Source organism: Peribacillus sp. AS_2 (genome assembly GCF_026891895.1).
In the GTDB taxonomy this organism is placed as follows: domain Bacteria; phylum Bacillota; class Bacilli; order Bacillales; family DSM-1321; genus Peribacillus; species Peribacillus frigoritolerans.
In genome coordinates this window covers 148,722-175,267 of the sequence record NZ_JAPTGA010000010.1, presented here as the reverse complement: position 1 = coordinate 175,267, position 26,546 = coordinate 148,722, and the positions used below count along the sequence as shown (strand labels likewise).

Genomic DNA, 26,546 nt, shown 5'->3' with positions numbered 1-26,546 from the left:
CTATTAAATAAACAGTGATGTTGCAAAAGCTATGATGAACACGGTCACTGTTTTCAAAATCGTAATCGCAAAAATATCCTTGTAAGATTGACGATGTGTCAGTCCAGTAATGGCAAGCAAGGTAATGACGGCACCATTATGCGGGAGCGTATCCATTCCGCCAGATGCCATGGATGCTATCCGATGAAGCATTTCCGGGGTGATTCCGACACTTTGGGCCACCTGCAAATAGTGACTTCCCATCACTTCTAGCGCAATCGAAAGTCCACCTGATGCGGATCCGGTAATCCCTGCCAGCACATTGACGGCAATAGCTTCGGATACGAGCGGATTACCGCTTGCATTGAACACCCAGTTTTGAATGACCGAGAATCCAGGAAGTGTTTTCACCACATTCCCAAAACCAACTTCAGATGCAGTATTGAATATGGCAAGCAATGATCCCATTGCCGCAGCTGTTAATCCACTTGCCAATTTGACCTTGATGCGTCCAACATTCAGAAGCATCGCTGCAATGATGCCGATTGTCAAGGCAACAATCAAAGACCAGGATGAAGTGACTGTGCTTACATCGGCAATGTTGAAAGTTTCCTTTAACATCGAAGCATCATACCAGTGCTTAACCGAAATGGCACTGCGGCTGAAAGCAAAATTAAACGCTACGACAAGGATGAGCGGTACAATGGACAGCCAAAAGTTAGGCAGGTTTTGCTGTTCTGCACTTTCCGGCTCATTGATATGTCCTTCCCCGTAGCCTTCACCATTTGCCACCGCTTGTTTACGGCGACGCTCTAACCAGATCATTCCTCCAGTGAATACCATGATCGCGCCAATAATCCCCATGATTGGAGCTGCATACGTATCTGTTCCGAAATAATTCGTAGGAATGATATTTTGAATCTGAGGTGTTCCAGGAAGGGCATCCATCGTATAAGTGAAGGCGCCCAATGCTATCGTTCCCGGCAATAATCTTTTTGGAATGTCTGCTTCTTTAAAAATTGCCGCTGCAAATGGATAAACGGCGAATGCCACTACAAACAATGAAACCCCGCCATATGTCAGCGCCGAGCACGCCAGCACTACAGCAAGAATGGCCTGCTTGGAGCCTAGTGATTTTACGATGGTCTTGGCGATGGATGCAGCTGCACCGCTCATCTCCATGACTTTTCCAAATACGGCCCCTAATAAAAATATTGGAAAGAACGCTTTTATATAGTTAGCCGCAAACGTCATATATGTTTCTGTATAACTCGGCAGCAAATGTCCGCCGGATATAATGACCGCCAGTAAAGTAACAACCGGCGCTATGATAATGACCGGATAGCCCCGGTAGGCTAAAAAGATTAAAAGTCCCAGCGCCACCACAATGGCTAAAATTTGAATCACCAATTCAATTCCCCCTTTTCTCCCCTTGCCCCCAAATAATTCGGAAGCCGTTAAATAGGACTAGCAATCTCCTAAATTTCATATTTTTAATTTTTCCGCTTTTACCATTCAAGCCTTCCTTCCCCAAGTCAAGCTGAATGATCCCTCTAAATATCTCCTAAACATTGAGAACGCTTTCAATAATCCCTTTTCATTTTACGTGGAAACACAATATAAAATGACAGATGGGCCATTCACTAAAGTAATTATGCAATTATTGTGCCAACTTAAATACAAGGAAAAATCTCATCTTTTAAAGCTTTTTCAAACATTTCCTTCCCTAAAATCACTTAAAACTGTAAAGGTTTCAGTACACACAAAGATAAACTCCAAAAAAGTGTAAGACTTTTCTTACAACTATTAAATTCCCTTGCGTTTTATGTACGGATTTCCTAACACACGCAAATATTTACTAGTAAAAGCTTGGGGAGGGGACTTCAGGCATTCGCTTACATTCGGCGGAAAGGGAGCGGATTTCTGAAAGCATCTTGCACGTTTTAAAAATAAAAAAACTGCAGGCAAACTCGAATTCCTTCGAATTTGCCTGCAGTCTGACCCCTTTGCAAAAGGGTCCTTTCTTCAATCATAAACCATATTTATTCATTTTTTCATACAGTGTTGTTCGGCTCACTCCGAGTCTCTTTGCCGTTTCTGATTTATTGCCGGATGTCATTTCCAAACAGGAAACGATCGCCGCCCGTTCGGTTTCATCCATTACTTCAGCCAAGGTGCGGATCGAGACGGCTTCTTTATGACCCGTTATTTCTTTAGGGAGATGCTTGGAACGTATCATTTCCCCTTCTTCAACTATATTCATTGCGCGTTCAATGATATTCTCCAACTCACGAATATTCCCCGGCCATTTATAAAGACGAAGCAGGCGCAATGCTTGATCGCTCATCCCTCTTACACGTTTCTTCATGAGATTCTGGTACTTTTCAACAAGATGATTTACCAGTATTTCAATGTCCTCCGGTCGCTCCCTTAAGGAAGGAACATGGATTTGCAGGACCTTCAATCGGTAATACATATCAAGCCGGAACTCCCCTTTCGAGACCATTTCCTCCAGATTACGGTTCGTTGCAGCGATTACCCGTACATCAATCGGAATACTTCCCGTCGAACCGACCCTCTCAATCTCTTTCTCTTGTAAAACACGGAGCAGCTTCACCTGCATATGCAGTGGCAGCTCACCGATTTCATCCAGAAAAATCGTACCGCCTTCAGCCGCTTCGAACTTACCCGCTTTTCCGCCTTTTTTTGCACCAGTGAAGGATCCCTCTTCATAGCCAAATAGCTCTGACTCCAGCAGTTCCGCCGGGATGGCGGCACAGTTCACTTTGACAAACACACCCATGGCCCGTCTGCTGTCATTATGAATGGAATGGGCAAACAGCTCCTTACCTGTTCCGCTTTCACCCAAAATCAATACATTCGAGTCGCTTTTAGCGGCAATTTTGGCCTGACCTTTCACTTCCATGAAAGCTGGGCTTCTTCCCATCAAATGATCAAACGTGTATGAGGCCTTATTTCTCTCGCGAAAATCGCCTTTGTACTTTTTCAGCTCTACTTCAAGAGAATTTATCCGCTTGGAAAGAGCGGTGAATTGCCCGACATTCTTAAAAAGAATCTTCCCGACCGCCCCTATTAACTTGCCTTGTTTCCTTATCGGGGAACGGGTCGCAATTATATAATTATCTTTAATTTTTTGTAATTCAGCGACCTCTTGCTTGCCAGTTTTGGCGACCACATGCATACGGGTGTTTTCAATGACCTCCGTTACATGTTTCCCTATGGAGCTTTCCTGATCGACCCCAAGAAAATCCGCATAAGCATGGCTCAGCATTTGGACATACCCTTCCGTATCGACCATCACCAAGCCGTCATAGGCAAATTCGATAATATCCTTAAACAGAAGTTCTTCATGATTATCGATATTAAGAAAATCACTTTTATTATTTGTAAATAACAGGAGATAAATCTGATACTCCTCATCCCCCATTTGAATGATGGCCTTTCTGACAATCCCATTATTCTCATTCAAACGGATCGGAGTATTTACAGCTGGTACAAGGTTTTTTTCTAAAATCAAATGTATTTGCCGATCAAATTGATTCTCGGCAAAAGCCTCGGATAATACGCGATTGCATAGAACGATTTCTTTTTCGTTTTTCGTTACCAAAACACCAAAAGGCAATTCTTCCAATATCGCATTCACTAATTCCAATTGAATCGTTTCAATATCGCTGGCCATTCCTCTTCTCCTTAACCCGTCTGAAGTTTCCTCCATTATATCATAGGAAAATGAGGCCAAGTCATTACCGTTCCACAATCAGCGCAGTTCCCTGTCCGCCGCCGATACATAAGGTGGCAAGGCCTGTTTTTGCATCCCGGCGCTTCATTTCATACAATAAAGTCACTAAGATGCGGGCACCGGAAGCACCTACCGGATGACCCAGGGCAATCGCCCCGCCATTCACATTCACTTTCTCCGGCTTCAGTTCAAGGTCCTTAAGCACGGCGAGTGACTGTGCCGCAAAGGCTTCATTCACTTCCATCAATTCAATATCATCTATTGTCAATCCCGCTTTTTCCAAAGCTTTCCTTGTTGCAGGAACCGGACCGTATCCCATGATTTTCGGATCAAGCGCAGCGTTTGCATATGACTTGATTGTTGCTAATGCTTCCAGTCCCAGCTCGTCCGCTTTTTCTTTAGACATCAGGACTAACATCGCACCCCCATCATTGATTCCGGAGGCATTACCTGCCGTAACCGTTCCATTTTCCTTAAATGCAGGACGCAGCTTCGTTAGCTGGTCGATCGTCAGTCCATGACGCGGGTGTTCATCCTGTTCCACCAAAATTGTCTTTCCTCTGCGTTTATATTCAACAGGTACGATTTCCTCTGCAAATCGTCCCTCAAGCTGTGCCTTTTCAGCCTTCAGTTGGCTTTCTAAAGCAAATTCATCCTGCTTTTCACGGCTGATTCCCCACTGCTCGGCGATATTCTCCGCAGTCACGCCCATATGATATTGATTAAATACATCCGTTAAGGCGTCATATGTCATGGAATCGACCGCTTCAGCATTGCCCATTTTCTGTCCAAAACGATAATTTGGAAGTAAATACGGAGCATTGCTCATGCTTTCAATCCCCCCGGCAAGAATCACATCCGCATCACCAAGGGCAATGAATTGCGCTCCCATTATGACCGTACGGAGGCCAGATCCGCAAAGTTTATTAATGGCCATGGCCGGCGTTGTTTCCGGAATCCCTGCATGAATCGCAACCTGACGTGCCACATTTTGCCCTAATCCAGCAGATAGAATATTCCCAACCAATACCTCATCGATCATGTCAGCCGAAATATTTGCCCGCTTAATCGCTTCCTTAGCTGCCACGACTCCCAAGTCAACCGCCGAAACATTGGCAAGACTGCCTCCAAACGCACCAACCGGTGTTCTTGCTGCCCCTACAATCACCACTTCTCTCATAATACTTCCTCCTTCTCCATTTTTAATTTTCCCAGTTTAATAAAATTACGGTCCCTCTCATTGATTTTTTGAGAAACGGTAGATTCTTCATACGTAAAAATGCCTTCTCCCGACTTCGTCCCAAGCTTTCCCTCAGCCACCAAATCACGAATCAAATCAGGAGCTTCCTTACTCTGGTCCAATACCGGTGAAACATTATCGAAAACACGCTGCCATGTATCAAGTCCGCCAAAATCGGCAATCTCGATCGGCCCGGTAAATGCCCAGCGAAAACCTGGTCCAGCCGTTATCGCCGTATCGATATCCTCGGCATCGGCAACGCCCTCTTTTAATAGATAAAAGGCTTCACGCATCAAAGCAGTCTGGAGACGATTGGCAATGAACCCTGCTATTTCTTTTTTCAAGAGAATCGGAGACTTGCCGATTTTACGCATTAAATCCATGGTTGTCTTGACGATTTCCGGCTTCGTTTCGTCATGCTGAACAATTTCAACCAATGGAACCAAATGGCCAGGATTAAAGAAATGCGTGATGACCATTCGCTCCGCAAACGAGGCCTTCTCCATCAATTGGGAAATCGGAAAGGTCGATGTATTTGAAGCAACAATTGCATCCGGTTTGATTATTTCCTCCAGTTGCTGATATAGATTTAATTTCAGCTCGATGACTTCCGGAATCGCCTCAATGATAAAATCAGCATCCCTTACTGCCCCTTCCAAGTCCACGCTGTATGTAATATTCGCTAAAGCACCTTGCTTTTCCCGATCAGTCAAAGCCCCTTCTTCCATGAGCAATGATAGATTCTCAGAAATTCGATTTTGGGCATGGTATAGCAGCTCTTCCTTTATATCGTTAATGGTGACGAAATACCCGCTAACTGCAAAAGACTGAGCGATCCCACTACCCATTACACCTGAACCGATAATGGCTATTTTTTTAATCATCCAGCTTCCCCTTTCCGTTTCAATTACCTTTATTTACTCACCTTTTTATATATGCAATATCCATGCCAATGATAAGGGGAAATAAAATTCTTTTTTTATCTTGAAAATCATGATAGACTCTTACTCATTAACCTAAACCATATTTTTATACCCTTCCCTTTATATACTTACTCTACGGAATACTTCCCTGTTCACGACATAAAATGACAGACTTGGACCATTACATTTTTATTGGAGGAATGTAATATGGTTAAAGATAAAGTGGCGATAATTACCGGATCTGCTAGAGGAATCGGCTTTGAGATTGGAAAGATATTTGCTGAAAATGGAGCAAAGGTCGTTTTGTCCGACCTTGATCAAAACACAGTTGAAAAAGCTGCTCTAGACCTAAGGAACAACGGCTTGGAGGTTATCGGCTTAAAAGCTGACGTAACAAGTGAAGAGGATATTATCCAACTAATCAAACAAGCTAAAGACAAATATGGACGAATCGATATTTTCATCAATAACGCCGGCCTTCAGCATGTTGCACCAATTGAAGAGTTTCCAACTGAAAAATTCGAACTGATGATCAAAATCATGCTGACCGCGCCATTCATTTCAATTAAGAACGTTTTGCCAATCATGAAAGAACAAGGCTTCGGCAGAATCATCAACATCTCTTCCATTAACGGCCTGATTGGATTCGCCAACAAAGCCGCATACAATAGTGCCAAACACGGTGTAATCGGCTTGACGAAAGTCGCTGCCCTGGAAAGCGCCTCTTTTGGCATAACCGTCAATGCCCTTTGCCCAGGATACGTAGACACGCCTCTCGTCCGCGGTCAATTGGAGGACCTGGCAAAAACAAGACAGGTACCGTTAGAAAGCGTTTTGGAAGAGGTCATCTATCCACTTGTCCCACAAAACCGCTTACTCGATGTAAGTGAAATTGCCGATTACGCCATTTTCCTTGCAAGCGACAAAGCTCGGGGCATCACAGGCCAGGCAGTCGTATTAGATGGCGGATATACCGCTCAATAAAATGCATGTTAAAACCCCGAATAAACGGCACCAAAAAGTGCTCCTTATTCGGGGTTTTCTGTATGGAAATGTGGAAAAAATTGGTGGCGAAAAGATATGCCCCATGTTAAAGTAATATAGGGATACCTCCCATTTTACAACGATTAAAAGGAGGCCGCGTCATGATTATTAAGTGGGTTAGACTGCGATAATGAAAAGCGCAGGCCAATCATCATGCTCCGGAAAGTATATATTGATCTGCGCCATCGTAACGGCTATTGGATAATATTTAATACGGAGGTAAAAAACATGAGTGAACAGATACTGAAAATCAATAAAGTCGATATATGTACTGAAAGTTTTGGAAACCCTAAGGACCCTGCCGTGCTTTTGATCATGGGAGCGATGTCTTCATTAGATTGGTGGGATGATGATTTCTGTCTCCGCCTTGCCGATTCGGGGAGATTTGTGATTCGCTACGACCATCGGGATCTGGGACGGTCTACCGTTTATGAACCCGGTACCTCCAACTATACAATAGCGGATTTGGCTGACGATGCCGCGGGTGTCCTGGACGCTTATTCCATAGAACGTGCTTCTATCGTTGGGATGTCCCTAGGCGGTATGATCGGACAGATTCTTGCCTTAAGATATCCGGAACGCGTAAATACGCTTACGCTAATTGCTTCAAGCGTGTTCGGGACTGTAATGGAAAAACTGCCTCCAATGGACCAGAGCATATTGGATCATCATGCAAAAAGCGCTTCCATTGATTGGTCAAATCGGGAGACGGTCATCGCTTATCTTGCGGATGGATGGAAAACTTTAGCCGGTTCCAAACCCTATGAGCAGGAAAGAATGCATAAACTGGCAAAAAGAGAAGCAGACCGTGCCAAGCAGCTACCGAGCAGATTCAATCATGCCATGCTTGCTGGAGGAGACGAATATTTCGATCGAATGGGTGAGATTTCCATACCTGTCCTCATCATCCACGGCACAGAAGATCCAGCCTTGCCATACGAGCACGGACTTGCTCTTGCGAAAGCCATCCCTCAAGCTGAATTAGTGACTCTTGATGGATCAGGGCATGAAATTCATAGTGACGACTGGGATATGATTATCGAATCAGTCATAAAGCTTACTTCGCGATAATTAAAAAAGTTTGCATAAAGGAAGCCGACCAATAAAGGTCGGCTTTTCTTTATGCATTTGTTAGCAGAAACCGCCATATCCTTGAACGGGATAACAGCAATCGTTACCTCCATTGTTGCCGCCAAAACAAGCAGCTCCAACAATGATTAAAAGGATAAACAATACGACTATAAAAGCGAAACCGCCACCAAATCCACCAACATCGTTACCGCAATTTGAATCATGACCACAATTTGACAATAGAAACATCTCCTTATTTGTTTTAGGAGGAAAAAATTAAATGGGTTAATTCAACTTATGTTCTAAATAGGATAATGACACAAAAATCACTAAAAACTTTTTTCAACCACCCGCACGACCTAAAATTAACAGTTTTTCAGCGCCTATTTTTACTGTTTAGAGATTTCATACAGCTCCGCCTGACACCTTATTTACTCATTGAAATTAATGATTGTTTTACGACATCTAATTCCCACTAACTTAAGCTTATTGTACAATAAAGGTAAAAAGGTCCGAGGTATTTATGATAAAAGGAAATTCTTATATTCTTGTTTTTTCCATGGCTGTTCTGTTGACAATCATACTTGTTTCAACTACTCCAATAATAATTAAAACGTTACTCGCTTTTATAACGATTGCGTTCGTATTTCCTGTCATTAGGAAATCTCTGTTTAAAGACAAATTCAGAAAAATTAAAGTGGCCTTCTACTCATCAGTGACCTTTACAATTGGTTTATTTCTAGTCTCGTATTTTGAAGAACCATCCTTTAAAATGGATGGAGATTTCCTGATCATTATGGTTGTGCTTTTTTATAGTTTGATTGGGAATTTCTTTTATGGTTTACCAGTATCACTAATTTCTGAATTCATCTCAATGAAGTTTTCCAATATACGTTTCTGGTTATCTGGATTCATACATATTGGTTTCGGATTGGCTACATACTTAATTGACCCGGGAGGTTTCTTTATCTTTGCGGTTATATGCTCCATAATCTTTTTTGCACTAGATGAAATCACTAAGTTATATTCGACTTCTTATTCACCTAACCAGAAAACAAAAAAATGAAAAAAAGGATAAAAAGAAATGACTCTCTTTTATCCTTTTCAAGCAGCTCAATGACTCTATCAGGTTTTTTTTCTATGTTATTGGATTTGTTTAGCCTTGCAAGAAGAGAACGAACAAAAAAGTAAACTGCAAAAATCATACCAAGCAACAAAATAAACATAATAAGTTGATATACTAAATCACCGATATTGATACCCAAAGAACCCCACTCCTTTCTTCTTTTCTTATATCTAATAAACAGGACATAGAGTCGACAAAAAACTATTACTATAGTTTTTTAGATATCACTTTTATTTCTTTATATATTTGTGTAAGTACTATTTGTATATTATAGGGATACCGACTGCAAGTCCCACCAATGGCGAATAAGGCCCAGCGAAGGTAAAGAGCGATACAAGTGTAATAGTTATATATATTGATATAATTAACGCTGCCATAAATATTTCTCCTTTTTTGGATAATTATAGCATACGTGCACAGTCCGAAAATACTTCGGCTGTCTTGCTTCCCTGGCACTTAGTATTCAAAAGAAATAACAATATATAAAAGTAATAATTCCCCCTCTATAAACCTCATGAATTTAAAAACGAAATTTCAGACCGCCTTAAAAAGAGCCTAGGACTTCTTTGTTCACTTTTTGTAAAAAGCGAGCAAAGAAGTCCTTTTTGGGTTATCTATATTTTCGCTGGCATAACTTAGCTTTTTGCTTCCCTTTATATTCGTCCATTTCTTTACTCGCGTTCCATACTTCCTCTAATGCCAAATTATATAAGTGTAAGCCCGATAAATATTTACGACTTGTCCGGAAATATAAGCAACCTGTCCAAGCAATTACCTTATTTTATTAATACTATATTTTGTAACTACAACGAAAATGCTTTTGGCAGTGCTTTAGTACGGTTCGATACTACACTCCATTTCATTTTCGAAAAAAAAAATAGTTACAAGAAAGGATTGAGATTTTATGGGAAATTTCAGTAAACAAAATCCAATGCACAGCAACTGGGGCTCTGCCTGTTCCGACAGCGACTGGGGTATGGGCAATGATTCAAGATTTGGTCATGATTCCAAATTCAAAAAATCATGTAACGTTTGTAAGTCTCAAGACGCTTCTGCTTGCAATTGCAATTTTAGAGCTCCAGCTCGCCAACTCGCTGCACCATTAAACAGCGACTGTGTCCTAGTTAATTCAGTTGTAGGCTCAAAAGCGGTACAAAAGGTTGCAGAAACAACACTTCCTTTTACCGCGTTTGCTCCTGTTATACCAGCTGGATCCACAATTAGAACAGTATCTGTTGTACCGAATCTAGCTGGTATTACCCGTAACACGACAATTATTAGGGACAAAGTTGTTAACATCGGGCTTATTCCTGTAACTGTTACGGTAACGTTTACGGCACCAGGAACAACCACTCCTGTTTTAACAGCCACACTTGCAACTAGTTTACCATTCCAGGAGCATACAGATTTTCCAGGTGCCTGCCCTGAGGATATGATAGTAGAACCCCCATTAACAATAGAAGGAATCTTTGCTCAACCAGGCGTTCCAGTCATCGGCCCTACAGGACTTATTACTGCCAATGCTATTTTAGTCAAGATTGTACTACGCACTACAATTACAGTGACTCGACAAGTTATTGTAGATCCACAAGGTGGTATTTGCGACGTAAATGAACGTCGTTGTGAAACTACAACTACTCCAACAACTAATACTCTTCCTGCTCCGTAAATGACGGTGTTGATTAGTTTTTAATCTTGACTAGCAAAGCCCTCTCTAAATAGAGAAGGCTTTGCCTTTATCCATATTTTAAAAGATAGAAAGGAGTGACATTTCCATGTCTTATCACGAGGATTGTTGTAAGAAGAAACACTACGATAATGAGCATCACGATCATTGTTGGAAGAAAAAATGCTGTGATAATGAGCATCATGATCATTGTTGGAAGCAGGAGAAATGCTACGACAATGATCATCACGATCATTGTTGGAAGCAGGAAAAATGCTGCGACAATGAGCATCACGATCATTGTTGGAAGCAGGAGAAATGCTGCGACAATGAGCATCACGATCATTGTTGGAAGCAGGAAAAATGCTGCAATAATGAGAAGCACGATTGCTGTAAGAAGAAAAAACGCTGTGATGATGAGCATTGCGATTGTAAGAAGAAAAAACGCTGCGATGATGAGCATTGCGATTGTAAAAAGAAAAAACGCTGCGATGATGAGCATTGCGATTGTAAGAAGAAAAAACGCTGCGATAATGAGCATTGCGATTGTAAGAAGAAAAAACGCTGCGATAATGAGCATTGCGATTGTAAGAAGAAAAAACGCTGCGATAATGAGCATTGCGATTGTAAGAAGAAAAAACGCTACGATAATGAGCATTATGATTGTAAGAAGAAAAAACGCTACGATAATGAGCATTATGATTGTAAGAAGAAAAAACGCTGCGATAATGAGCATTGCGATTGTAAGAAGAAAAAACGCTGCGATAATGAGCATCATGATTGTAAGAAGAAAAAACGCTGCGATAATGAGCATTACGATCATTGTTGTAAGCAGAATAAATGCCATGTTGACTTTGGGTGTCATATGTCATGGGATTGGTAGTTTGTTAAATGAAAAGTACTTTGATACCTTAATTATCAAAGTACTTTTTTTGTTCCCAAAAGATGAGTTCTATCAACCTTACATGTTTTGAGTACTCATTCTGTTGCCCTTTATCACATTTCCGAAACAAATACATACCCATCGTCAGCCTCATTTTGCGCCACCTTGGAAAATATGATTTATGATTCGCTTGCTGCTTCAACTATCCTGCCCGTTCATCTTCAAGAGAATCAACTATATCCTTTATAAGATTTATTTTTGAAAAAAAGTAATAATTTTACACATTAACTCTGGAACATTTGTTCTGTTTGTGTTATTCTTATAAAAACAAAAGAAAAGATCTAATCGCAGCAAACGATTTGATCCGTAATTATAATTAACGGTCGGTTGTATCCGCGGGCCTAACACGGTTGTACCGCTGAGCCGAGCCATTCGCTAATCTTTAGGGTGCCGGTTATAAAGACAGCTCCGAACTTCAGCTAAGCACCCATTAGTTCTATAAAGCATTTATAACACTTGTCCATCTTCATCGTTAGGGAACTTTTAGGGATTAATTTCATTATTAATCAATGAATTAGTTCCTCCTGATACTAGGGGAACATAAAAAGGCTGCCGCAGCAACCCATGATAGCAGAGTATAGTCTTAAACGGTTATTACCTATTCTCGGCAATCTTTTTCAGTGCCTTTGCACGAGAAACGATAAATGCCCTCATATACTTCTCTAAAAACAACTTATCAGCTAATACTCCAATTGGACCGAACGGTGACTTATATTGAAATGTATCCATCATTATAGTTCCGCCTGGTTCTTCTTTAAACTGATGTGTGTGTACGAAGGAATGGAAGGCACCCTTCACCATAATATCTACAAACTTATTTGGTTTTTCCATTAGTGTCACTTTGGCTTCCAGCCTTTGTTTAATACCAAAGTGAATGGCTTCCCAAGTAACAGCATCTCCCTCCTCTAATAACCCTTCTGTCACACCATCAACAGCCATTTCCTTTGTGTTCGCTGTCGTTTTGGTATGGATATCCACACTCCTCGCTAGGTCAAAACATAATTCAACTGGGGCTTTAATAAATTGTTGATACTCAATAACAGGCATTTTCCAATCTCCTTATATTAGCACTTTCTATCCACCATTATAGCTCGTTAAAGCAAATTATCCAGCTCTTATTCCCTTATCCTTCTCTGTTTGCTCCATAAGAAAAAGCTGCCAGAAGACAGCTTTTCCGATAAATTCTTCGCCTGGTAAACTTACTTTTTCATAACGGGGATCCATATTTCACTTCTAAATGTTGGTGAGGTTATGTCTTTATTTTCATTCCAAAGGATTTCCGGCCCTTCTCTTTGTTCATAGTTAGAGGATGGAAACCATTCGGAATAAATGCGTCCCCAAACATTTTGCAGTGTTTCAGGAAAGGGGCCGACTGCTTCGAATACCGCCCATGTAGACGCATCAACATTCAGCTGTGTTAAGTTATCTGGACATTCCCTCGTTGTAGCTGCGCCGATATAATGATCAAGCTCCCCTTTTTCCTCCAACCTGCCTTCGGAAAAGTTCGCGGATGCACTAAGCAGCCCTAATGGCTCGACATTCGATAGGTTTTTAAGTTCATTTATCGTTTTCTCGTCTAAACTTTTCCACATAGATGCAATCTCTGGATTGACCCCGTTAAAAATGATTGGAACCCTTTTTTTAATTCCAATTATGTGAAATGCCTCTTTTTCTTCAATTCGATAGTTCATTTCACTGCCTCCTTTAATGGATAATTGGAAGGACATCGGTGGATAGGCTTTAAGTGAATGGCCATTACTTCTCGCTTCTGATGGCGTGATACCATGCAAATGCTGAAACGCCCTTGCAAACGAGTCTGGTGAACTGTACCCGTACTTTATCGCAATATCAATGACCTTTATGTTGCTACTTTTAAGCTCAAACGCTGCAAGTGTAAGTCGTCTTCGCCGAATATACTCGGATAGTGAAATACCGGCAAGGAAGGAAAACATCCTTTTAAAATGATATTCCGAGCAATAAGCGAGCCTTGCAACTTCTTTAAAGTCAATTTCGTTCGTAAGATTTTCTTCAATGAATTTAATGGCACCATTCATATTTTTGAGCGAATCCATTCAATGACCTCCCTTATATCAACAGAATAGCAGGAGTTGAAATGAAACATCCGACATTCTGTGCACGATTATGCAGGGTCTAATCCCTTTGTGTTAAAAGTACTTATTGTTGAAATGGGGTTTTACCGACTTTTTGCATAAATAGCTCTGGTTTATCAATCTGATTAAAACCAAACTTTTCATATAATGAATGTGCATCATTCGTTGCTAACATAAACCTGCGAACCTTTTTTAGTTCGGAATGGTCGGTGATAACGTCCATTAACCATTTTGATAATCCTAATTTACGATAGTCAGGTAATATAAACACATCGCAAAGATACGCATGGGTTGCTAAATCGGTTATTACCCTTGCAAATCCAACTTGATCACAACCTTCATTTCCTATTTCACCCTTATAAACCCCAAAACATAAGGTCGTATTTTCAATTGACTTTATTACTGTTTCCTTAGTTATCCCCTTTGACCAGTAAGCTTCATGATTCAAAAAATCATGTATTACATCTACATCTAAATACTCTTTATCAGTAGAAATCGAAAATCCATCATTATTCATTTTACATCCCCCTATACTTTTTAAATTTTCTGTAATTATATCAACTGATTTTATCTTGAACTATCCTGCGTTATCGAAATATTTAAAAACTGCCATACAAATAACTCACCCACCAGTTCGTTAAATATGGGATTCTTGGAAGAATTTTAATTACAACTAGTATATCTAAGTAAATCGGAACAAATATTAAACATGTTGCAAATTCAAAGGAGGTGGCTAAAATGAACGCACAACGAGCAGAAGAAATTGCTTCTTCACCAAATATGGTTACTGTAACCTATAATGAGGAAAGTATCTACATTGAGCACGTGGATGAACAAAATGGAACAGCTACAATCCATCCCCTTGATGATCCAAATAAAAAACAAAGTGTTTCTGTAACCAGCCTGCAAGAACAGTAATTTCCTCGATTCATTAATAAACCTCCACTTCCGGGTGGTGGTTTATTGTTCGATTAAGTGCAAGCACCACCTCTTATATAGCATGTATCCATCCAGAAGCGTAACAAAAAAAGCCAACATCAATTGTTGACTTGTATCCCTATACAGTTGACAGCCTGCACTTTCAAAAATGATTTTTGATAGGCTAAGTAAATTTTTAATAGGATTACTTATATTTTTCATTTTCTATTATAATCACTTTTTCCCCATTCGCTGCTTTTCCTATTTGTTTCGTGTTTTCAACCAAGCGAAAAATATTATCACAGCATTGTTTGGTGCCTATAATTAATAATGGCACACCTATGAAATCAATTTTTAATGCTCTTGATAAAAATCCCCCTATAGACATGGCAATAGGGACAGTAGGGGATGTATTGGAGAATACTATTTTTTCGTTAAAGTGAAATTTCTCCTCCAGTAGTAAAGTCAATTCTTTTAATGCCGGTACAACGAGTTTCTCTCTTTTATGTCCCATTGTATAAACGGAATTGCCATCTTCATCGATCCCGCGAAAAATCAGCTTTCCAAATTCCTTTTTCGTTAATTTATTAAAATATTTCACATTTAATATTTCTTCAGAAGTTAGTTTTCTTTCCGATTGAGGTAATTGTTTTAAATGATAGGCGGCAGCCAAAGACGTGGTATGTGTACCCCCATAATCATTATAGATATACATCATGAAATCATCCCTAATAGTTTTTTAATACTATTATGGTCATATACTCCATTTCCAATTCAGGTAGCCTTTTGCTGTCCGATTAGTATAGTCCTGTCCTCGGATCATCAATAAAAATAAAAGAGTACACCTATCATTCATGGATGATAAGGGCACACTTTTATTTTTTATAAACTGGGGTATGTATAGGAACAAGTTTTAAAATCCTCCCAACCCTAAAGATGGGACAGAAAATTTAATTAGCTTATCATCGATTGTTTCTTGTTTAATCGGGGCAGGCAATACTGTGTTCCTAACATCAGCGACCGTTTTAAGGTCAAAGGAGTCGATTGCTTCCCCTTCTTGGTTCATGATTGAAAGCATTCCATCATTACTCGTTTTTAGACTAGGTTGATCACTGATTAAATGAGTATAGTATATGTCTTCGTTCAGCGTGTAGGAATTAGAGTAATCCGCTGAATAAAGTTTGCTTTTTTTATCAATTTTTCCTGATTTAAAGTTTTCAAAGCCATAGTTGAATAAAAGCTTGGTATCAGAGTAGGCAACTTTGTCTGAAGGAGCTTTTAGAGTGACAGCAATCAATTCCTGTTCTCCTCTAGTGGCAGTAGAAATCAGGGTGTAGCCGGATTGACTTACGAAACCGGTTTTCCCGCCGGTTATTCCCTTATAGGGGAGTTCGCCTTTTAACATTTTATGATGGGTAATCAGAGTTGTGTCCCATGTTTCCACTTCCCATGGTAACTCCTTCTTCCCAAAATACTCACGGAATGTTTCATTTTTCATTGCATATTGGGTAATTTTCGCAAGGTCACTGGCCGTAGTTACATGGTCTTTGTCAAACAATCCATGGGGGTTCGTAAAATGAGTATCGGTGACGTTTACTTCTTTTCTTAAAAACTCATTCAAATCTTCCATGAACAATTTTTCACTGCCAGACATATGCTCGGCAATTGCGATGGCTGCATCATTTCCGGAGTTGATCAGCATGCCTGCAATTAATTTGGAAAGCTCTATTTCCTCCCCAGGTTCAATAAATACGGAAGACCCGTCTGCCTTCGCCGCTTTTTTGCTAACAGTCACCAGTTCGTTCTTATCCCCGTGTTCTATAGCATATATCGCCGTGGCCACTTTCGTTAGACTGGCTGGATACATACGTTTATCCATGTTTTTTCCGTATAATACTTTTCCACTTTTCGCGTCAATAATGATCCCGGCTTCACTATTGAGAGGTAAGTCAGATTCTGCACTTACCTTCGTAGAGGCGAAAGGGATTAAAGCCAAAATGAAGATGATGAAAAACTTTTTCATATGCCGCTCCTTTGATGATAGTTAAATCTTATATAGTTATAATAAAATAAATCTAAATGTTTAAAGTTGTTTTATTGAAAGTGAAATACAAAAGTAATTACCCCTTAATAATTTTGGAAACATTTCGGGTAATCACCTTCATTTTCTTTCCTGAAATAACTTTAAAAGGGTTGTAACCCTTTTAGTGGAGCCTCCATTTAATCCCCATTAAACGGATTTTTTAGCAGCTCACTAAATACCTGGAAATTTCTTTTCATGAAAAAACCCTTCAAACGGAAGGGCTCTGGCTGTAGAGAAACTCAATAAAGAACAAGTTAGCCTTAATTTTTATTTAGGTTTATAAAATCTGGAACGTCGATTTCCACTCCAGGCACTCGCTTTCCGCGGGCGGTCCGGGAGCCTCCTCGGCGCTTTTGCGCCTGTGGGGTCTCCCCTCGACGCGCTTTTCCCGCAGGAGTCTCGTACCTTCCGTTCCAATCAACTCTGTTTTGAAATTTAGATAAAACCTAACTCACACCTTTAAACTGAAGGGATATTTACTTTATAGGTAGATTTCTGTTATGTTTTCATTTTCATTCCTATTAACGCACATTCCACTTTTACTATCGGTTTTCTTGATAATATAAATATTATGGTTACAGGTATGACTAATAAAACATAGTATTGGCCACTTTCTTTGATCCAATCATAAATAAATGAGTTGTAAACATATTCCAGGAAAAACATATGAAAAAGATAAATACCTAATGTAATGGATCCTATTTCAGTAAAAAACGTTTGTTTTTTAGGAACTATACATAAAAAACAGTAAGTTGCTGCTCCCATAATTAAATATACGAGTAACTTATATATAAAACCGAGGGCAATGGAGCCTTCCATTAATTCTTGATAACCTAAGCGGCCATAAAACCATTCCCTCCAAGTCATTTCCCCATTGAAATAAATACCGATAAAGATTAACCCTAGTACAGCCCAGCCGATAAGGGCATTACTTTTCTTTTTAACCCATTCAAAATGATTTTTTTCTAAAAAATGACCAATTAAAAAGAAAGGAAAGAAAAAGAAGGTTCTCGACAAACTTAACCATTCATTCACTTCACCAAAGTAACCGATTATTAGAGAGACAATGATTGAAAGGGCGATTCCATATTTCCTGGAGGAAAATATAAACAATAATATATTCCAGCAGAATAAGCTTATTAAGAACCATAAAGCCCATCTTGGAGTCAATATTGTGAAGTCTATTGGTTCATCAAATACCTTCCGATAATAGAAGGTATATATCACCTGGAATATTACATAGGGAATTAATATTTTCTTAATGAGCCCCCAGAGGTCCTTTTTGCTTTTTATCTTTCTGGAAAAATAACCGGATACTAAAATAAAAGCTGGCATATGGAATGAAAAAACAAACAGATAAATAGTTAAAATCCATTGGTTTTCTTCCACCATTCTAGCTAATGTGTGCCCTAAAACAACTAGTACGATTAAGACAGCTTTCGCATTGTCAAAATACGGATCACGTTTCATGAAATCTTACCTCCTATAAAGAAACTGCCAGTTATATTTTCTAACCTTCATTTATGGTTTGAATGAAAAAGCCGGCGTTCCTCTACTATAGGATTGCCGGCTTGGAACTTCATTGGAGTATCTACCATATCACAGCTTGTTTACAGTTTAGTTAATGGAAAATAACAGTTTGATAACAGTCAAAATCCACCCGCCAATTGGCTTACGTACCCGTTAGTGACTTGCCGGAACGAACAATCTCTTCGATCATCAAAACTCCAGGCAGTTCCAGACGTTTTCGTCTTTTCAAAACGGGTAGTGTATTATTATAAGCATGAGTATGATAACGTCTCTCTATAGGAGGAATGTTCATGAATCCGGTCATTTTGTTTGATGGTGAATGCAACTTTTGCGATTCGAGTGTCCAGTTCATTATCAAGCGGGATCCGCAGGGGCTTTTTCATTACGCTTCGCTTCAAAGTGAGGCAGGACAAGAGTTGCTGAAGAAGTATGATGTTCCTGCAGATATAGATAGCATGGTGCTGATCGATAAGGATAAGGCCTACTATAAATCGTCTGCAGCCTTGAGGATTTGCCGCGGCTTACAAGGGGCATGGAAATTGCTTTACGGTTTCATCATCGTCCCAAGCTTCATCCGGAACTTCTTTTATGATTTCATTGCCAGGAACCGTTACAAATGGTTCGGAAAGAAAGAAGAAAGCTGTATGCTGCCGTCGCCAAGTGTTCGAAAGCGGTTTTTATAAAAAAATGTAGTGGTTGGATTGGCATTGGTCCCCAACAAAAAAAAGGACGATAAGCGATCTTGGCTTTTCGTCCTTTTCATTGTGTGAATGTGGAGTATCTCCATAAATGATTGGCCGTAGGGTGCGCCATCATTTCGAGCCCTTTGTTTTCCGCTAGGTGCAGCGGTTCCCAGTTTTGGTCGTCTGCCTCCTTAAGGTAGACTTCGTGATGCGGGGCCTGATCATGATAGCCGGCGATATTGATTTCACCATTTCGGTAAAAGGTCCCGATCACTTTATAATCCACGGCAGGTGAAATGATGATCGGATTGCCTACAGAGTGTGTCAGCTGGATTGTCGTTTTCTCATGATTGGATACTACGCGCTTCACTATAACACCTTCATCCGAGGCCACTCCCTCCTCAAGGAAATCCCCATCATGGTTGTAAGCCTCACTTTTCCCGACCTCTTTGGAAAATTCAATCTCGGCTTCCCTTTCCTTTTCGTGAATGAACACATCGACCCTAGTCCGGAAACGGGATGATTCAGGATCAAACCCGCGGTTGTCTCCTTTAAAATAGGGAACCTTTGAGGCCAGATTGGGGTTTTTCAGCCACTCTTCCGGTAAAAAAGTGGAATAGCGCAGCTGCCAATTTCTTTTCCTTTTACCATCCACATCGTTTTCAACTGACTGCAAAAGCTGTTTTACAGGTCCTACTTTTTTAGTATTCGTTATTTCCTCGATCGCCGCCTTTGCTTGGGATGAACCTTTTTTTACGGTTCCGACAATACTAGCTACAAGGGATTTCACGGCAAAGGACTCCTGCTCCGAGCGCGGAAGGGGCCGCTTCGCTTTAATGGTATATGTGTATTCCTGATCTTCACTAATACTCCGATCATTGAAGGAACATCCGCTCACTTTCCCAATATCCACGCCGTTTCGATAAATCGTATATTCTTTTATTCCCTTGATAGGCTCCCATTCCAGGCTGGCTTGGCCTTTTGCGACAATTGTGGTGAATACCAAATCCAAAAGGATATTATCCTCTTTTTTATTTTCGGCGGTCGTTGATGTCTGTATTTTCATCCTGTTCACTGCCTGTCCTTTTTCATTCAAGCTATCTATCGTGTACGTATAGATGGTTCCTGGAGCCAGACCCCGATCTGCCATCTTCGGCTCCGAGCCGCTGTAAATCAGCTCTCGCCCCCTGAATACCCGATAGTAACCACCTTCATCAGGCCAAATAAGCTTTATCGAATCTTCTTTCCGTTCAATTTTGCACATCAATGAAGCCGTTTTGAATACCGCTTGATGCTTCCTCTTATTGGAAACCAGATAAGCAATTCCCGCAAGACCAAGAGCAAGCAATGAATGCCGTGCAGTGAATGTAACTCCGCCTACTTTTAAACGGGGAAATGAATAATGGGCAATCAACTTCTTCATCACCTCTTCTTTTCTAGGTGTTATTCTTTACCCACTTTAATCCCTGAGCACACTTTGCGATGTGCTGTGATGGCATAAAAAAACCGAGGGAATGTTTACTCCCTCGGTCATTTATAAGTTTCACTGGATTATATTTTAACGGCGGCTTTTTTCCCCGCCTTTGCGTCCTGCTTCTTCACGGCTCATTTTTCCATCATCGGAATCATCACGTTGATTGCCCCGTGCCTCTCCGCCTTTTTCGCCGATTTCCTGATAGAATTCCTTGCCATGACTTTCGGAAGTGGCTTCTCCGCCTTTTTTACCAATCTCTTGATAGAATTCCTTATCATGATTTTCGGAAGTGGCTTCTCCGCCTTTTTGGCCAATCTCTTGATAGAATTCCTTATCATGATTTTCGGAGGTTGCTTCTCCGCCTTTTTGGCCAATCTCTTGATAGAATTCCTTATCATGATTTTCGGAAGTGGCCTCTCCGCCTTTTTGGCCAATCTCTTGATAGAATTCCTTATCATGATTTTTCGCTGTTGTTTCTCCACCTTTACGTCCTGCTTCTTCACGACTCATTTTCTCATTGTTGTTAGCCATTAAAAATTCCTCCTTATTATTTGGATTTTCCATGTACTAGCTACATATGTCATGTACCCGCTTGAACAGCCATAAAACTAGATTTAGCTATAAACTTCAGATCGTTTTTTTTAGCGGCGGCTTTTTTTTCCCGCCATTAAGTCCTGCTTTTTCCTGCTCATTTTTCAATCATCGGAATCACGTTGATCGGCTCTAGCCTCTCCGCCTTTTTTGCCGATTTCCTGATAGAATTCCTTATCATGATTTTCGGAAGTGGCCTCTCCGCCTTTTTGACCAATCTCTTGGAAAAATTCCTTATCATGATTTTTTGCTGTAGCTTCCCCGCCTTTGCGGCCAGCTTCTTCCCTGCTCATTTTTTCATTGTTGTTAGCCATTAAAACTCCTCCTTATTATTTGGATTTTTGATGAACTAGCTACAGTTTTATGTATACCCGATAGTTTTGATATAAAACTAGAATCTATTAAAACTTTTCCATTTTAAAAGGAAAAGCCTCATGGATGATATCACCCACGAGGCTCCCCGCTTATCCTTAACCTGACTTCGGAATTCCTTCTCGCAGGCGTTCTGGCAGCTCCACAAGGGTTTCATTCAAAGTATCCAATTTCGTTTCAATCCTATGAAGCAAATAAAGGGTAACAATGATCGGGAACCCAATATCACTGACAAACGGCAGGATTTGATCCACTTTTTCCACCTCTCTTCCAGGGTGACAACAAGACCCGTTCTTAGATGAGTTCCACTTCCTCGACATTCCGCTCGACAAGGCGTGCCGCTTTCAAATCGACGAAATCCCCTGAAGATGTAACGAACACGTTCCCCAAAATGATTTTTTCCATTGCCAGTTTAACCGTATTCGCTTCGACCGGCTCCTTCGGATTATCAACGGAAATCGTCGCTGACTTTCCTTCCTCCGTAACGAAAATCAATTCCAGTACTTTAGCCATTTCCAATCACCTCCCCCGCTTCCGGTATCTTTCCAATACTGTTTAGCCAATCAATGAATACATATCGACCCTGGTTACTTCACCCATTGGATAATTCTGCACACTTGTGATTGCAACAGCCGTCGAAAACAACTGATCCGCCGTAGCCTCGACCTTGATGTTCGAAAAGGTCCTCCGCTTGAAAACGAGAGCCCCTTTTTCATTTAACCCCGTCTCAAAATCGATTCGCAACGTACTTGAAACTGGAATCTGCTTTGCCATGCCACTCACCCCCTTTCACACTCTATATAAACTTTTACAGGATGAAAGTAGCATGATCTTGAAAATTTGCAGGTAAACGCAAAAAAGGCTCCCCATCATTTGGGCAGCACTAAAATCAGGAAATCCTTTTAATTATCTACTGGCATCATCCATTGTCTTCTTCTCTCACTAATAAATTCTTCTCAATCATGAGCGGTTTTTCTACAAAATTAATTCTTCTCATTATTTGTTGTATGACTCTCGGAAAGAAGTAAGCTCCAAAGAAAGCACAAATAAAAGCCTGTGACCAAGTTTTTAACCATGCAGATAAGAATTGATCATCATACCCCCTATTTATTGAGACTAATATGAATGAAATAAAAAAGGACATACAAAAAGCCATTAAACATGCATAAATAATATTTCTGTATTTAACGTTAATCTCCATTATTTTTCTGCTTCAACTCCATGATTTAATTTTAGATTCCAACTATATTTTATTTCTTCCATTTACATTAGTAAAACCAATCTTTATAATAGTTCTATTAGAATTACTAATGCAAAGGGGTCAGATCGGTTGAATTCGTATTATGCTTTTATCAAAACCATAGAAACAGGCAGTTTTACAAAAGCGGCTGAAGAACTTGGCTATACGCAGTCCGCCATTAGCCAGATGGTCCATTCATTAGAGGAAGAGCTTTCCACCACTCTTATCTTACGTTCTCGAAAGGGTATTACACTGACACCAGATGGCGAGGAATTTTTGCCATATATCAGGAAGATTTGCAATTCACATAGGGAACTGACTGAAAAGCATAAAGAGATGGAGGGACTGCAAAGCGGCCTTATTCGAATTGGCACCTTTTCCAGTGTTACATGTCATTGGATACCAGGATTGATCAAGGATTTTAAGGAACTTTATCCAACTGTACATTTCGAATTACATCAAGGAAATTATACGGAAATCTCAAACTGGATTAAAGAAGGCAGCGTAGACTTTGGCTTTGTGAATTCAAATGTTTCGGATTTAACCACGATTCCCTTGCAAGAAGATGAGATGGTGGCTGTGATGCCAGTAGATCATCCTTTAACATCATCCACAGAAGTCTCCTTGGAGGAATTGCTAAAAGATCCTTATATTCTGTTGGATGAGGGAGTGATACATGAACCATTAATGATTTTTAAACAGTTCGATTTTGAACCTGATACACAATACCGGGTATATGATCCTTATGCGATTATGTCCATGATTGAACAAGGGCTTGGCATTTCGATTTTACCGAAACTGCTCTTACATAAATGTCCCTATAATATTGTAACGAAAAGCATCTCTCCTTCTATTATCCGAACCATTACTTTGGCGTATAAGGATAAAAGGGTATTGCCAATCGCCAGCAGGTATTTTATTGACTTCATCATTGAAAGGTATAGGGAAATCTAACGTTTTTGCTTTTATCTTATTTTCCCTTTATATTCATTTTTTATAACCGACATTCCTGATACGAAGTTAAATTGCAGCTGCCTTTAAATGGCATGTCATGTTCGGCTTTTCTGGGAAATAATAATCTCGAAAGGAAGTGGATGTTGATGTCATTAGAATGGTTTGACAGAGTAAGCGGGGAATTGCAGGATCATCTTAAATCAATTTGTGAGAAATACGATCGCAATGGCAGTATGATCGTGGAGCGCGGGTCTAAGCATCCACGCATCGAGTTTTATACAGAGCTGGAAGACGATGAGCGGGATTATTTTTCCTCGCTGTTTTTTGATCCGTATAATGAAGAATTTTATATGGAATCGTTCGATCCGGATTTAGGGCAGATCAGCAAGGTCATTCTTTCGGATATTGAAGATATCATCGATGCTGTCCATGAGAGCTTCCATAACTATTTGGAAGAAGATGAGGATGATGATGATTACGATTATGCATATGAAATGGATATGGATGATGATAATGATGATTTGTATGATCCTGACGGCGAAAATTCCGATATATACGAAATCGATGTAGATTGGGAAACGCCTGAAGTGACTGCCTATATTCAGGATAATGAAGTGGAGGTCACCTACCAGTTCGGTATCGTTCAGGAGACGGGTGATGGTGTGCTGAAACGGATCAATCGGATTCGGACAGCGGATGATGACCTGATAAAGGATGAAACGAATTTCATTTTTAGCAAGGAAGAAGCAAGCACGATCATCGCCATGATAGCCAGTCATATGGATTCACTTAGTGAAATGGAATAAAACCAACAAAACCTTGTCCATGATCATCATGGACAAGGTTTCATCATATAATGATCAGTTCATATACCTCTGATAATTGCGTGACCCGTTCCGAATCACTCGCTTCCTTTGCATGCTTGATTTCCTGAGGAAGAATATGGTTAAGGAGACTGGCCTCTTTACCGGATAGCTTATTGACGAGTTCTTCTTCCGAATGAAAGTGTCCGCTTTTGATTTTATTATATATTTCCTGCGCCTCAGGATATTGGTCCGTATAGTTAGACAATATCTCACGTAAGTAACCAATCGTACGATCCATCAAACCATCCCTCTCGAATGTTAGATTTTTGCTTACATGCTATACCTTCCCCCATTTTTTGATGATAAATTCCTGAAAAAAAAGATATCCAAGTCAATGGATACCCAATTAGTCTTCCTCCCAAAACAAATCATCCAATGTACGGGATAATGCTTTACAAATTCCGACACATAAACTTAATGAGGGATTATACTTTCCGGATTCAATCAATCCTATCGTTTGCCTGGATACGCCGACAATCTTGGCCAGTTCTTCTTGTGACAAGTCCTTTTCTACTCTCGCAAGCTTCAGTTTTATATTTTTCAAGGGACAGCACCTACTAATTCTTATTATCTTAGCTATTTTTCATTCCGATTTTCTTCGCCAGCAAGTATATACCGCCAAAAAACAGAAGTAAAATCGGCAAATAGATCATAACGGATACAAACGATACCAATATAAAATACCATACGCCCTGGGAACTGCCATCGGCATAGGATACAGCACTATTCACGCCCATGAATATAGCGATGATAAGTGCTAAAGCAACCGCTCCAAGAACCGTCTTCTTGCTCATCGGTGTTTTGCTGTTGCGGTCATGCATCTCCACCTCATCCCAGAATACACCTAAGAAAATCGAACGAGCTAAGTAATACAGCCCCCCTCCAACAAGGATCGCGAATTCCGGATATAACTCCCCGCTGCCTGCACCATATTTATATAATTTGAAAAGTGCACTTGCCAGGCAAATGACCAAAATGACATAGTACATTTCTTTATAAATTTTATTTCTTACATTCTCAATCCGCTCATCCGTGATCTTTTTCGTTCGTTTAAATAGATTCATCTTTAATCGACCTCCATTTAATTCCATCTCTTCCCCTTATTATATGATTCATTTTACTTTTTGCAACATATATATTACATTCTATAATTTATAAATTGCATTATGTATAAAAAAAGGGACCCACACATCAAGTATGGATACCTATTTATGGCTTTACTCGTAAGTTTTGGGGATTTACTCGTGAACTCTAAGCATTTACTCGTGAGTTTTTGGGTTTTACTAGTGAATTTCAACGTTTTACTCGTGAATTATTCATCATGCTTAAAAATTACTCTTCATTAAGATGATAGCAAAGTTGGACAACTCCAGAGGAAAAGCTTTTTGTATTAACCAGTGTTAGGTTCAATCTCTCCTTTATGTCAATAAACAAAGGTTTTCCTTCCCCTAAAATAACAGGGTGAACAGATAATCTGAATTCATCAACCAGCCCAAATTTTATAAAAGATGTAATAAGACTTGACCCTCCATAAAGCCAGATGTCTTTACCAGGCATATTCTTTATTTTATTTACTTCTTCAACAATATCTTCATTTATGATTGTTACGTTATTATCCGTGCTTTTTTTCGTTTTGGAAAACATGAATTTTTCTTTTCCATGAACGATATTCCACAATTCTTTTTCAGTATCGGATACCTCATTTTCTGGAGTATATTGCCCCCATAAATCATAGCTTTTTCTCCCATAAAAAATAGTATCAATTTGATTCAAGAAATCAATGAACCCCATTTCAGAATCCATAATGCACCAGTCGATTTCTCCTTTCGGCCCTTCAATAAATCCATCTAATGTAACTGCTAAATCTAAAATAATTCTTCTTGGTCTTTCGTTAATGGCCATACTTTAATCTCCTTCTTTTATAGAATTCCCCTTGTTGATCAGCGTTACTGCCCCTGACCGATACTGGACA

At 40.0% G+C, this 26,546-nt stretch carries 31 protein-coding genes and 1 pseudogene; 9 read left to right on the top strand and 23 right to left on the bottom strand.

What is annotated here, in order from left to right:
* Positions 1-3 precede the first annotated feature (3 nt).
* From OTG27_RS18570 to OTG27_RS18555, 4 genes are all read right to left on the bottom strand, one after another.
* Positions 4-1,389 (bottom strand): GntP family permease, encoded by a 1,386-nt coding sequence (locus OTG27_RS18570; RefSeq protein ID WP_268937710.1) that lies wholly within the window; start codon positions 1,387-1,389, stop codon positions 4-6.
* Between the two features lie 619 nt (positions 1,390-2,008).
* Positions 2,009-3,679 carry a sigma-54 interaction domain-containing protein gene (locus OTG27_RS18565; protein WP_268937709.1) on the bottom strand — a complete coding sequence of 557 codons (1,671 nt, stop codon included), beginning with the start codon at positions 3,677-3,679 and terminating at the stop codon, positions 2,009-2,011.
* A 64-nt stretch (positions 3,680-3,743) separates the two neighbouring features.
* Positions 3,744-4,919: an acetyl-CoA C-acetyltransferase gene (locus OTG27_RS18560; protein WP_268937708.1), complete on the bottom strand. Its 1,176-nt coding sequence runs from the start codon at positions 4,917-4,919 to the stop codon at positions 3,744-3,746.
* Positions 4,916-5,863: a 3-hydroxyacyl-CoA dehydrogenase family protein gene (locus OTG27_RS18555; protein WP_268937707.1), complete on the bottom strand. Its 948-nt coding sequence runs from the start codon at positions 5,861-5,863 to the stop codon at positions 4,916-4,918. The genes OTG27_RS18560 and OTG27_RS18555 overlap by 4 nt, the downstream gene beginning before the upstream one ends.
* 246 nt (positions 5,864-6,109) lie before the next feature.
* Between OTG27_RS18555 and OTG27_RS18550 the strand changes: the two genes are divergently transcribed.
* Positions 6,110-6,886: a 3-hydroxybutyrate dehydrogenase gene (locus OTG27_RS18550; protein ID WP_034309729.1), complete on the top strand. Its 777-nt coding sequence runs from the start codon at positions 6,110-6,112 to the stop codon at positions 6,884-6,886.
* A 288-nt stretch (positions 6,887-7,174) separates the two neighbouring features.
* Positions 7,175-8,017, top strand: a complete 843-nt coding sequence (mleCBF, locus tag OTG27_RS18545) for a CBF family alpha/beta fold macrolide esterase (protein ID WP_268937706.1) — start codon at positions 7,175-7,177, stop codon at positions 8,015-8,017.
* Between the two features lie 60 nt (positions 8,018-8,077).
* On the opposite strand, the gene OTG27_RS26535 is transcribed toward mleCBF, so the two are convergent.
* Complete coding sequence (locus tag OTG27_RS26535; RefSeq protein WP_307730119.1) at positions 8,078-8,257, bottom strand: YjcZ family sporulation protein; 180 nt, start codon at positions 8,255-8,257, stop codon at positions 8,078-8,080.
* Between the two features lie 283 nt (positions 8,258-8,540).
* Between OTG27_RS26535 and OTG27_RS18535 the strand changes: the two genes are divergently transcribed.
* Positions 8,541-9,083: a hypothetical protein gene (locus OTG27_RS18535; protein ID WP_268937705.1), complete on the top strand. Its 543-nt coding sequence runs from the start codon at positions 8,541-8,543 to the stop codon at positions 9,081-9,083.
* Here the strand turns inward: OTG27_RS18535 and OTG27_RS18530 are convergent.
* A complete protein-coding gene (locus OTG27_RS18530) occupies positions 9,061-9,282 on the bottom strand; it encodes a DUF4083 domain-containing protein (protein ID WP_268937704.1) in 222 nt (73 codons plus the stop codon). The two genes, OTG27_RS18535 and OTG27_RS18530, sit on opposite strands and share 23 nt — an antisense overlap.
* Before the next feature lie 765 nt (positions 9,283-10,047).
* On the opposite strand from OTG27_RS18530, the gene OTG27_RS18525 reads away from it, so the two are divergent.
* Together OTG27_RS18525 and OTG27_RS18520 are read left to right on the top strand one after the other, a co-directional pair.
* Positions 10,048-10,812, top strand: a complete 765-nt coding sequence (locus tag OTG27_RS18525) for a hypothetical protein (RefSeq protein WP_268937703.1) — start codon at positions 10,048-10,050, stop codon at positions 10,810-10,812.
* Positions 10,813-10,961: 149 nt separating this feature from the next.
* Entirely contained in the window at positions 10,962-11,783 is an 822-nt protein-coding gene (locus tag OTG27_RS18520; protein ID WP_268937702.1) for a hypothetical protein, read from the top strand.
* Positions 11,784-12,346: 563 nt separating this feature from the next.
* Here OTG27_RS18520 and OTG27_RS18515 read toward each other — a convergent pair.
* The 3 genes from OTG27_RS18515 to OTG27_RS18505 form a co-directional block, all read right to left on the bottom strand.
* Positions 12,347-12,799: an SRPBCC family protein gene (locus tag OTG27_RS18515; protein ID WP_057276932.1), complete on the bottom strand. Its 453-nt coding sequence runs from the start codon at positions 12,797-12,799 to the stop codon at positions 12,347-12,349.
* A 152-nt stretch (positions 12,800-12,951) separates the two neighbouring features.
* Positions 12,952-13,824 carry an AraC family transcriptional regulator gene (locus OTG27_RS18510; protein WP_268937701.1) on the bottom strand — a complete coding sequence of 291 codons (873 nt, stop codon included), beginning with the start codon at positions 13,822-13,824 and terminating at the stop codon, positions 12,952-12,954.
* A gap of 103 nt (positions 13,825-13,927) precedes the next feature.
* Positions 13,928-14,380: a GNAT family N-acetyltransferase gene (locus tag OTG27_RS18505; RefSeq protein WP_268937700.1), complete on the bottom strand. Its 453-nt coding sequence runs from the start codon at positions 14,378-14,380 to the stop codon at positions 13,928-13,930.
* A 221-nt stretch (positions 14,381-14,601) separates the two neighbouring features.
* Between OTG27_RS18505 and OTG27_RS18500 the strand changes: the two genes are divergently transcribed.
* Positions 14,602-14,781, top strand: a complete 180-nt coding sequence (locus OTG27_RS18500) for a small acid-soluble spore protein H (RefSeq protein ID WP_054399815.1) — start codon at positions 14,602-14,604, stop codon at positions 14,779-14,781.
* Between the two features lie 205 nt (positions 14,782-14,986).
* On the opposite strand, the gene OTG27_RS18495 is transcribed toward OTG27_RS18500, so the two are convergent.
* The 3 genes from OTG27_RS18495 to OTG27_RS18485 form a co-directional block, all read right to left on the bottom strand.
* Positions 14,987-15,499 (bottom strand): DUF3189 family protein, encoded by a 513-nt coding sequence (locus OTG27_RS18495; RefSeq protein WP_063575302.1) that lies wholly within the window; start codon positions 15,497-15,499, stop codon positions 14,987-14,989.
* A gap of 195 nt (positions 15,500-15,694) precedes the next feature.
* Positions 15,695-16,804 carry a D-alanyl-D-alanine carboxypeptidase family protein gene (locus OTG27_RS18490; protein WP_268565491.1) on the bottom strand — a complete coding sequence of 370 codons (1,110 nt, stop codon included), beginning with the start codon at positions 16,802-16,804 and terminating at the stop codon, positions 15,695-15,697.
* Between the two features lie 558 nt (positions 16,805-17,362).
* Complete coding sequence (locus OTG27_RS18485; protein ID WP_268937699.1) at positions 17,363-18,334, bottom strand: acyltransferase family protein; 972 nt, start codon at positions 18,332-18,334, stop codon at positions 17,363-17,365.
* A gap of 350 nt (positions 18,335-18,684) precedes the next feature.
* On the opposite strand from OTG27_RS18485, the gene OTG27_RS18480 reads away from it, so the two are divergent.
* Positions 18,685-19,077: a thiol-disulfide oxidoreductase DCC family protein gene (locus OTG27_RS18480; protein WP_268937698.1), complete on the top strand. Its 393-nt coding sequence runs from the start codon at positions 18,685-18,687 to the stop codon at positions 19,075-19,077.
* A 76-nt stretch (positions 19,078-19,153) separates the two neighbouring features.
* Here OTG27_RS18480 and OTG27_RS18475 read toward each other — a convergent pair whose 3' ends face one another.
* The 7 genes and pseudogenes from OTG27_RS18475 to OTG27_RS18445 all read right to left on the bottom strand — a co-directional run bounded on the left by OTG27_RS18475 (position 19,154) and on the right by OTG27_RS18445 (position 22,715).
* On the bottom strand, positions 19,154-20,500 hold the full coding sequence (locus tag OTG27_RS18475) for a DUF3238 domain-containing protein (RefSeq protein WP_268937697.1): 1,347 nt from the start codon (positions 20,498-20,500) through the stop codon (positions 19,154-19,156).
* A 135-nt stretch (positions 20,501-20,635) separates the two neighbouring features.
* Positions 20,636-21,082 (bottom strand): glucose starvation-inducible protein GsiB, encoded by a 447-nt coding sequence (gene gsiB, locus OTG27_RS18470; RefSeq protein WP_063575296.1) that lies wholly within the window; start codon positions 21,080-21,082, stop codon positions 20,636-20,638.
* Positions 21,083-21,252: 170 nt separating this feature from the next.
* Positions 21,253-21,456, bottom strand: a pseudogene (locus OTG27_RS18465) (KGG domain-containing protein); the annotation flags it as partial.
* A 156-nt stretch (positions 21,457-21,612) separates the two neighbouring features.
* The gene (locus OTG27_RS18460) at positions 21,613-21,768 is read right to left on the bottom strand and encodes a YvrJ family protein (RefSeq protein ID WP_034309764.1); all 156 of its coding nucleotides are present in this window, start codon (positions 21,766-21,768) and stop codon (positions 21,613-21,615) included.
* 40 nt (positions 21,769-21,808) lie between these two features.
* Entirely contained in the window at positions 21,809-22,027 is a 219-nt protein-coding gene (locus OTG27_RS18455; protein WP_268937696.1) for a DUF2922 domain-containing protein, read from the bottom strand.
* A gap of 42 nt (positions 22,028-22,069) precedes the next feature.
* Positions 22,070-22,288 carry a DUF1659 domain-containing protein gene (locus OTG27_RS18450; RefSeq protein ID WP_053536156.1) on the bottom strand — a complete coding sequence of 73 codons (219 nt, stop codon included), beginning with the start codon at positions 22,286-22,288 and terminating at the stop codon, positions 22,070-22,072.
* 145 nt (positions 22,289-22,433) lie between these two features.
* Positions 22,434-22,715 carry a DUF2798 domain-containing protein gene (locus OTG27_RS18445; protein ID WP_268565924.1) on the bottom strand — a complete coding sequence of 94 codons (282 nt, stop codon included), beginning with the start codon at positions 22,713-22,715 and terminating at the stop codon, positions 22,434-22,436.
* Between the two features lie 129 nt (positions 22,716-22,844).
* Between OTG27_RS18445 and OTG27_RS18440 the strand changes: the two genes are divergently transcribed.
* Both OTG27_RS18440 and OTG27_RS18435 read left to right on the top strand, forming a co-directional pair.
* Positions 22,845-23,708, top strand: a complete 864-nt coding sequence (locus tag OTG27_RS18440; RefSeq protein ID WP_268937695.1) for a LysR family transcriptional regulator — start codon at positions 22,845-22,847, stop codon at positions 23,706-23,708.
* Positions 23,709-23,854: 146 nt separating this feature from the next.
* Complete coding sequence (locus OTG27_RS18435; protein WP_034309777.1) at positions 23,855-24,514, top strand: hypothetical protein; 660 nt, start codon at positions 23,855-23,857, stop codon at positions 24,512-24,514.
* Between the two features lie 43 nt (positions 24,515-24,557).
* Here the strand turns inward: OTG27_RS18435 and OTG27_RS18430 are convergent, their stop codons facing one another.
* The 4 genes from OTG27_RS18430 to OTG27_RS18415 form a co-directional block, all read right to left on the bottom strand.
* Positions 24,558-24,812, bottom strand: a complete 255-nt coding sequence (locus tag OTG27_RS18430) for a sigma-G-dependent sporulation-specific acid-soluble spore protein CsgA (protein WP_034309781.1) — start codon at positions 24,810-24,812, stop codon at positions 24,558-24,560.
* Positions 24,813-24,920: 108 nt separating this feature from the next.
* Complete coding sequence (locus OTG27_RS18425; RefSeq protein WP_034309784.1) at positions 24,921-25,118, bottom strand: helix-turn-helix transcriptional regulator; 198 nt, start codon at positions 25,116-25,118, stop codon at positions 24,921-24,923.
* A 28-nt stretch (positions 25,119-25,146) separates the two neighbouring features.
* Positions 25,147-25,638 carry a DUF6773 family protein gene (locus OTG27_RS18420; RefSeq protein WP_268937694.1) on the bottom strand — a complete coding sequence of 164 codons (492 nt, stop codon included), beginning with the start codon at positions 25,636-25,638 and terminating at the stop codon, positions 25,147-25,149.
* 268 nt (positions 25,639-25,906) lie between these two features.
* Positions 25,907-26,476 (bottom strand): dihydrofolate reductase family protein, encoded by a 570-nt coding sequence (locus tag OTG27_RS18415; RefSeq protein ID WP_268937693.1) that lies wholly within the window; start codon positions 26,474-26,476, stop codon positions 25,907-25,909.
* Positions 26,477-26,546: the final 70 nt, after the last annotated feature.

Coding starts and splice junctions, on each gene's coding strand:
- OTG27_RS18565 (WP_268937709.1), bottom strand. CDS start 3,679: ATGGCCAGCGATATTGAAACGATTCAATTGGAATTAGTGAATGCGATA.
- OTG27_RS18560 (WP_268937708.1), bottom strand. CDS start 4,919: ATGAGAGAAGTGGTGATTGTAGGGGCAGCAAGAACACCGGTTGGTGCG.
- OTG27_RS18555 (WP_268937707.1), bottom strand. CDS start 5,863: ATGATTAAAAAAATAGCCATTATCGGTTCAGGTGTAATGGGTAGTGGG.
- OTG27_RS18550 (WP_034309729.1), top strand. CDS start 6,110: ATGGTTAAAGATAAAGTGGCGATAATTACCGGATCTGCTAGAGGAATC.
- mleCBF (WP_268937706.1), top strand. CDS start 7,175: ATGAGTGAACAGATACTGAAAATCAATAAAGTCGATATATGTACTGAA.
- OTG27_RS18535 (WP_268937705.1), top strand. CDS start 8,541: ATGATAAAAGGAAATTCTTATATTCTTGTTTTTTCCATGGCTGTTCTG.
- OTG27_RS18525 (WP_268937703.1), top strand. CDS start 10,048: ATGGGAAATTTCAGTAAACAAAATCCAATGCACAGCAACTGGGGCTCT.
- OTG27_RS18520 (WP_268937702.1), top strand. CDS start 10,962: ATGAGCATCACGATCATTGTTGGAAGAAAAAATGCTGTGATAATGAGC.
- OTG27_RS18515 (WP_057276932.1), bottom strand. CDS start 12,799: ATGCCTGTTATTGAGTATCAACAATTTATTAAAGCCCCAGTTGAATTA.
- OTG27_RS18510 (WP_268937701.1), bottom strand. CDS start 13,824: ATGGATTCGCTCAAAAATATGAATGGTGCCATTAAATTCATTGAAGAA.
- OTG27_RS18505 (WP_268937700.1), bottom strand. CDS start 14,380: ATGAATAATGATGGATTTTCGATTTCTACTGATAAAGAGTATTTAGAT.
- OTG27_RS18500 (WP_054399815.1), top strand. CDS start 14,602: ATGAACGCACAACGAGCAGAAGAAATTGCTTCTTCACCAAATATGGTT.
- OTG27_RS18495 (WP_063575302.1), bottom strand. CDS start 15,499: ATGATGTATATCTATAATGATTATGGGGGTACACATACCACGTCTTTG.
- OTG27_RS18490 (WP_268565491.1), bottom strand. CDS start 16,804: ATGAAAAAGTTTTTCATCATCTTCATTTTGGCTTTAATCCCTTTCGCC.
- OTG27_RS18485 (WP_268937699.1), bottom strand. CDS start 18,334: ATGAAACGTGATCCGTATTTTGACAATGCGAAAGCTGTCTTAATCGTA.
- OTG27_RS18480 (WP_268937698.1), top strand. CDS start 18,685: ATGAATCCGGTCATTTTGTTTGATGGTGAATGCAACTTTTGCGATTCG.
- OTG27_RS18475 (WP_268937697.1), bottom strand. CDS start 20,500: ATGAAGAAGTTGATTGCCCATTATTCATTTCCCCGTTTAAAAGTAGGC.
- gsiB (WP_063575296.1), bottom strand. CDS start 21,082: ATGGCTAACAACAATGAGAAAATGAGTCGTGAAGAAGCAGGACGTAAA.
- OTG27_RS18455 (WP_268937696.1), bottom strand. CDS start 22,027: ATGGCTAAAGTACTGGAATTGATTTTCGTTACGGAGGAAGGAAAGTCA.
- OTG27_RS18450 (WP_053536156.1), bottom strand. CDS start 22,288: ATGGCAAAGCAGATTCCAGTTTCAAGTACGTTGCGAATCGATTTTGAG.
- OTG27_RS18445 (WP_268565924.1), bottom strand. CDS start 22,715: ATGGAGATTAACGTTAAATACAGAAATATTATTTATGCATGTTTAATG.
- OTG27_RS18435 (WP_034309777.1), top strand. CDS start 23,855: ATGTCATTAGAATGGTTTGACAGAGTAAGCGGGGAATTGCAGGATCAT.
- OTG27_RS18430 (WP_034309781.1), bottom strand. CDS start 24,812: ATGGATCGTACGATTGGTTACTTACGTGAGATATTGTCTAACTATACG.
- OTG27_RS18420 (WP_268937694.1), bottom strand. CDS start 25,638: ATGAATCTATTTAAACGAACGAAAAAGATCACGGATGAGCGGATTGAG.
- OTG27_RS18415 (WP_268937693.1), bottom strand. CDS start 26,476: ATGGCCATTAACGAAAGACCAAGAAGAATTATTTTAGATTTAGCAGTT.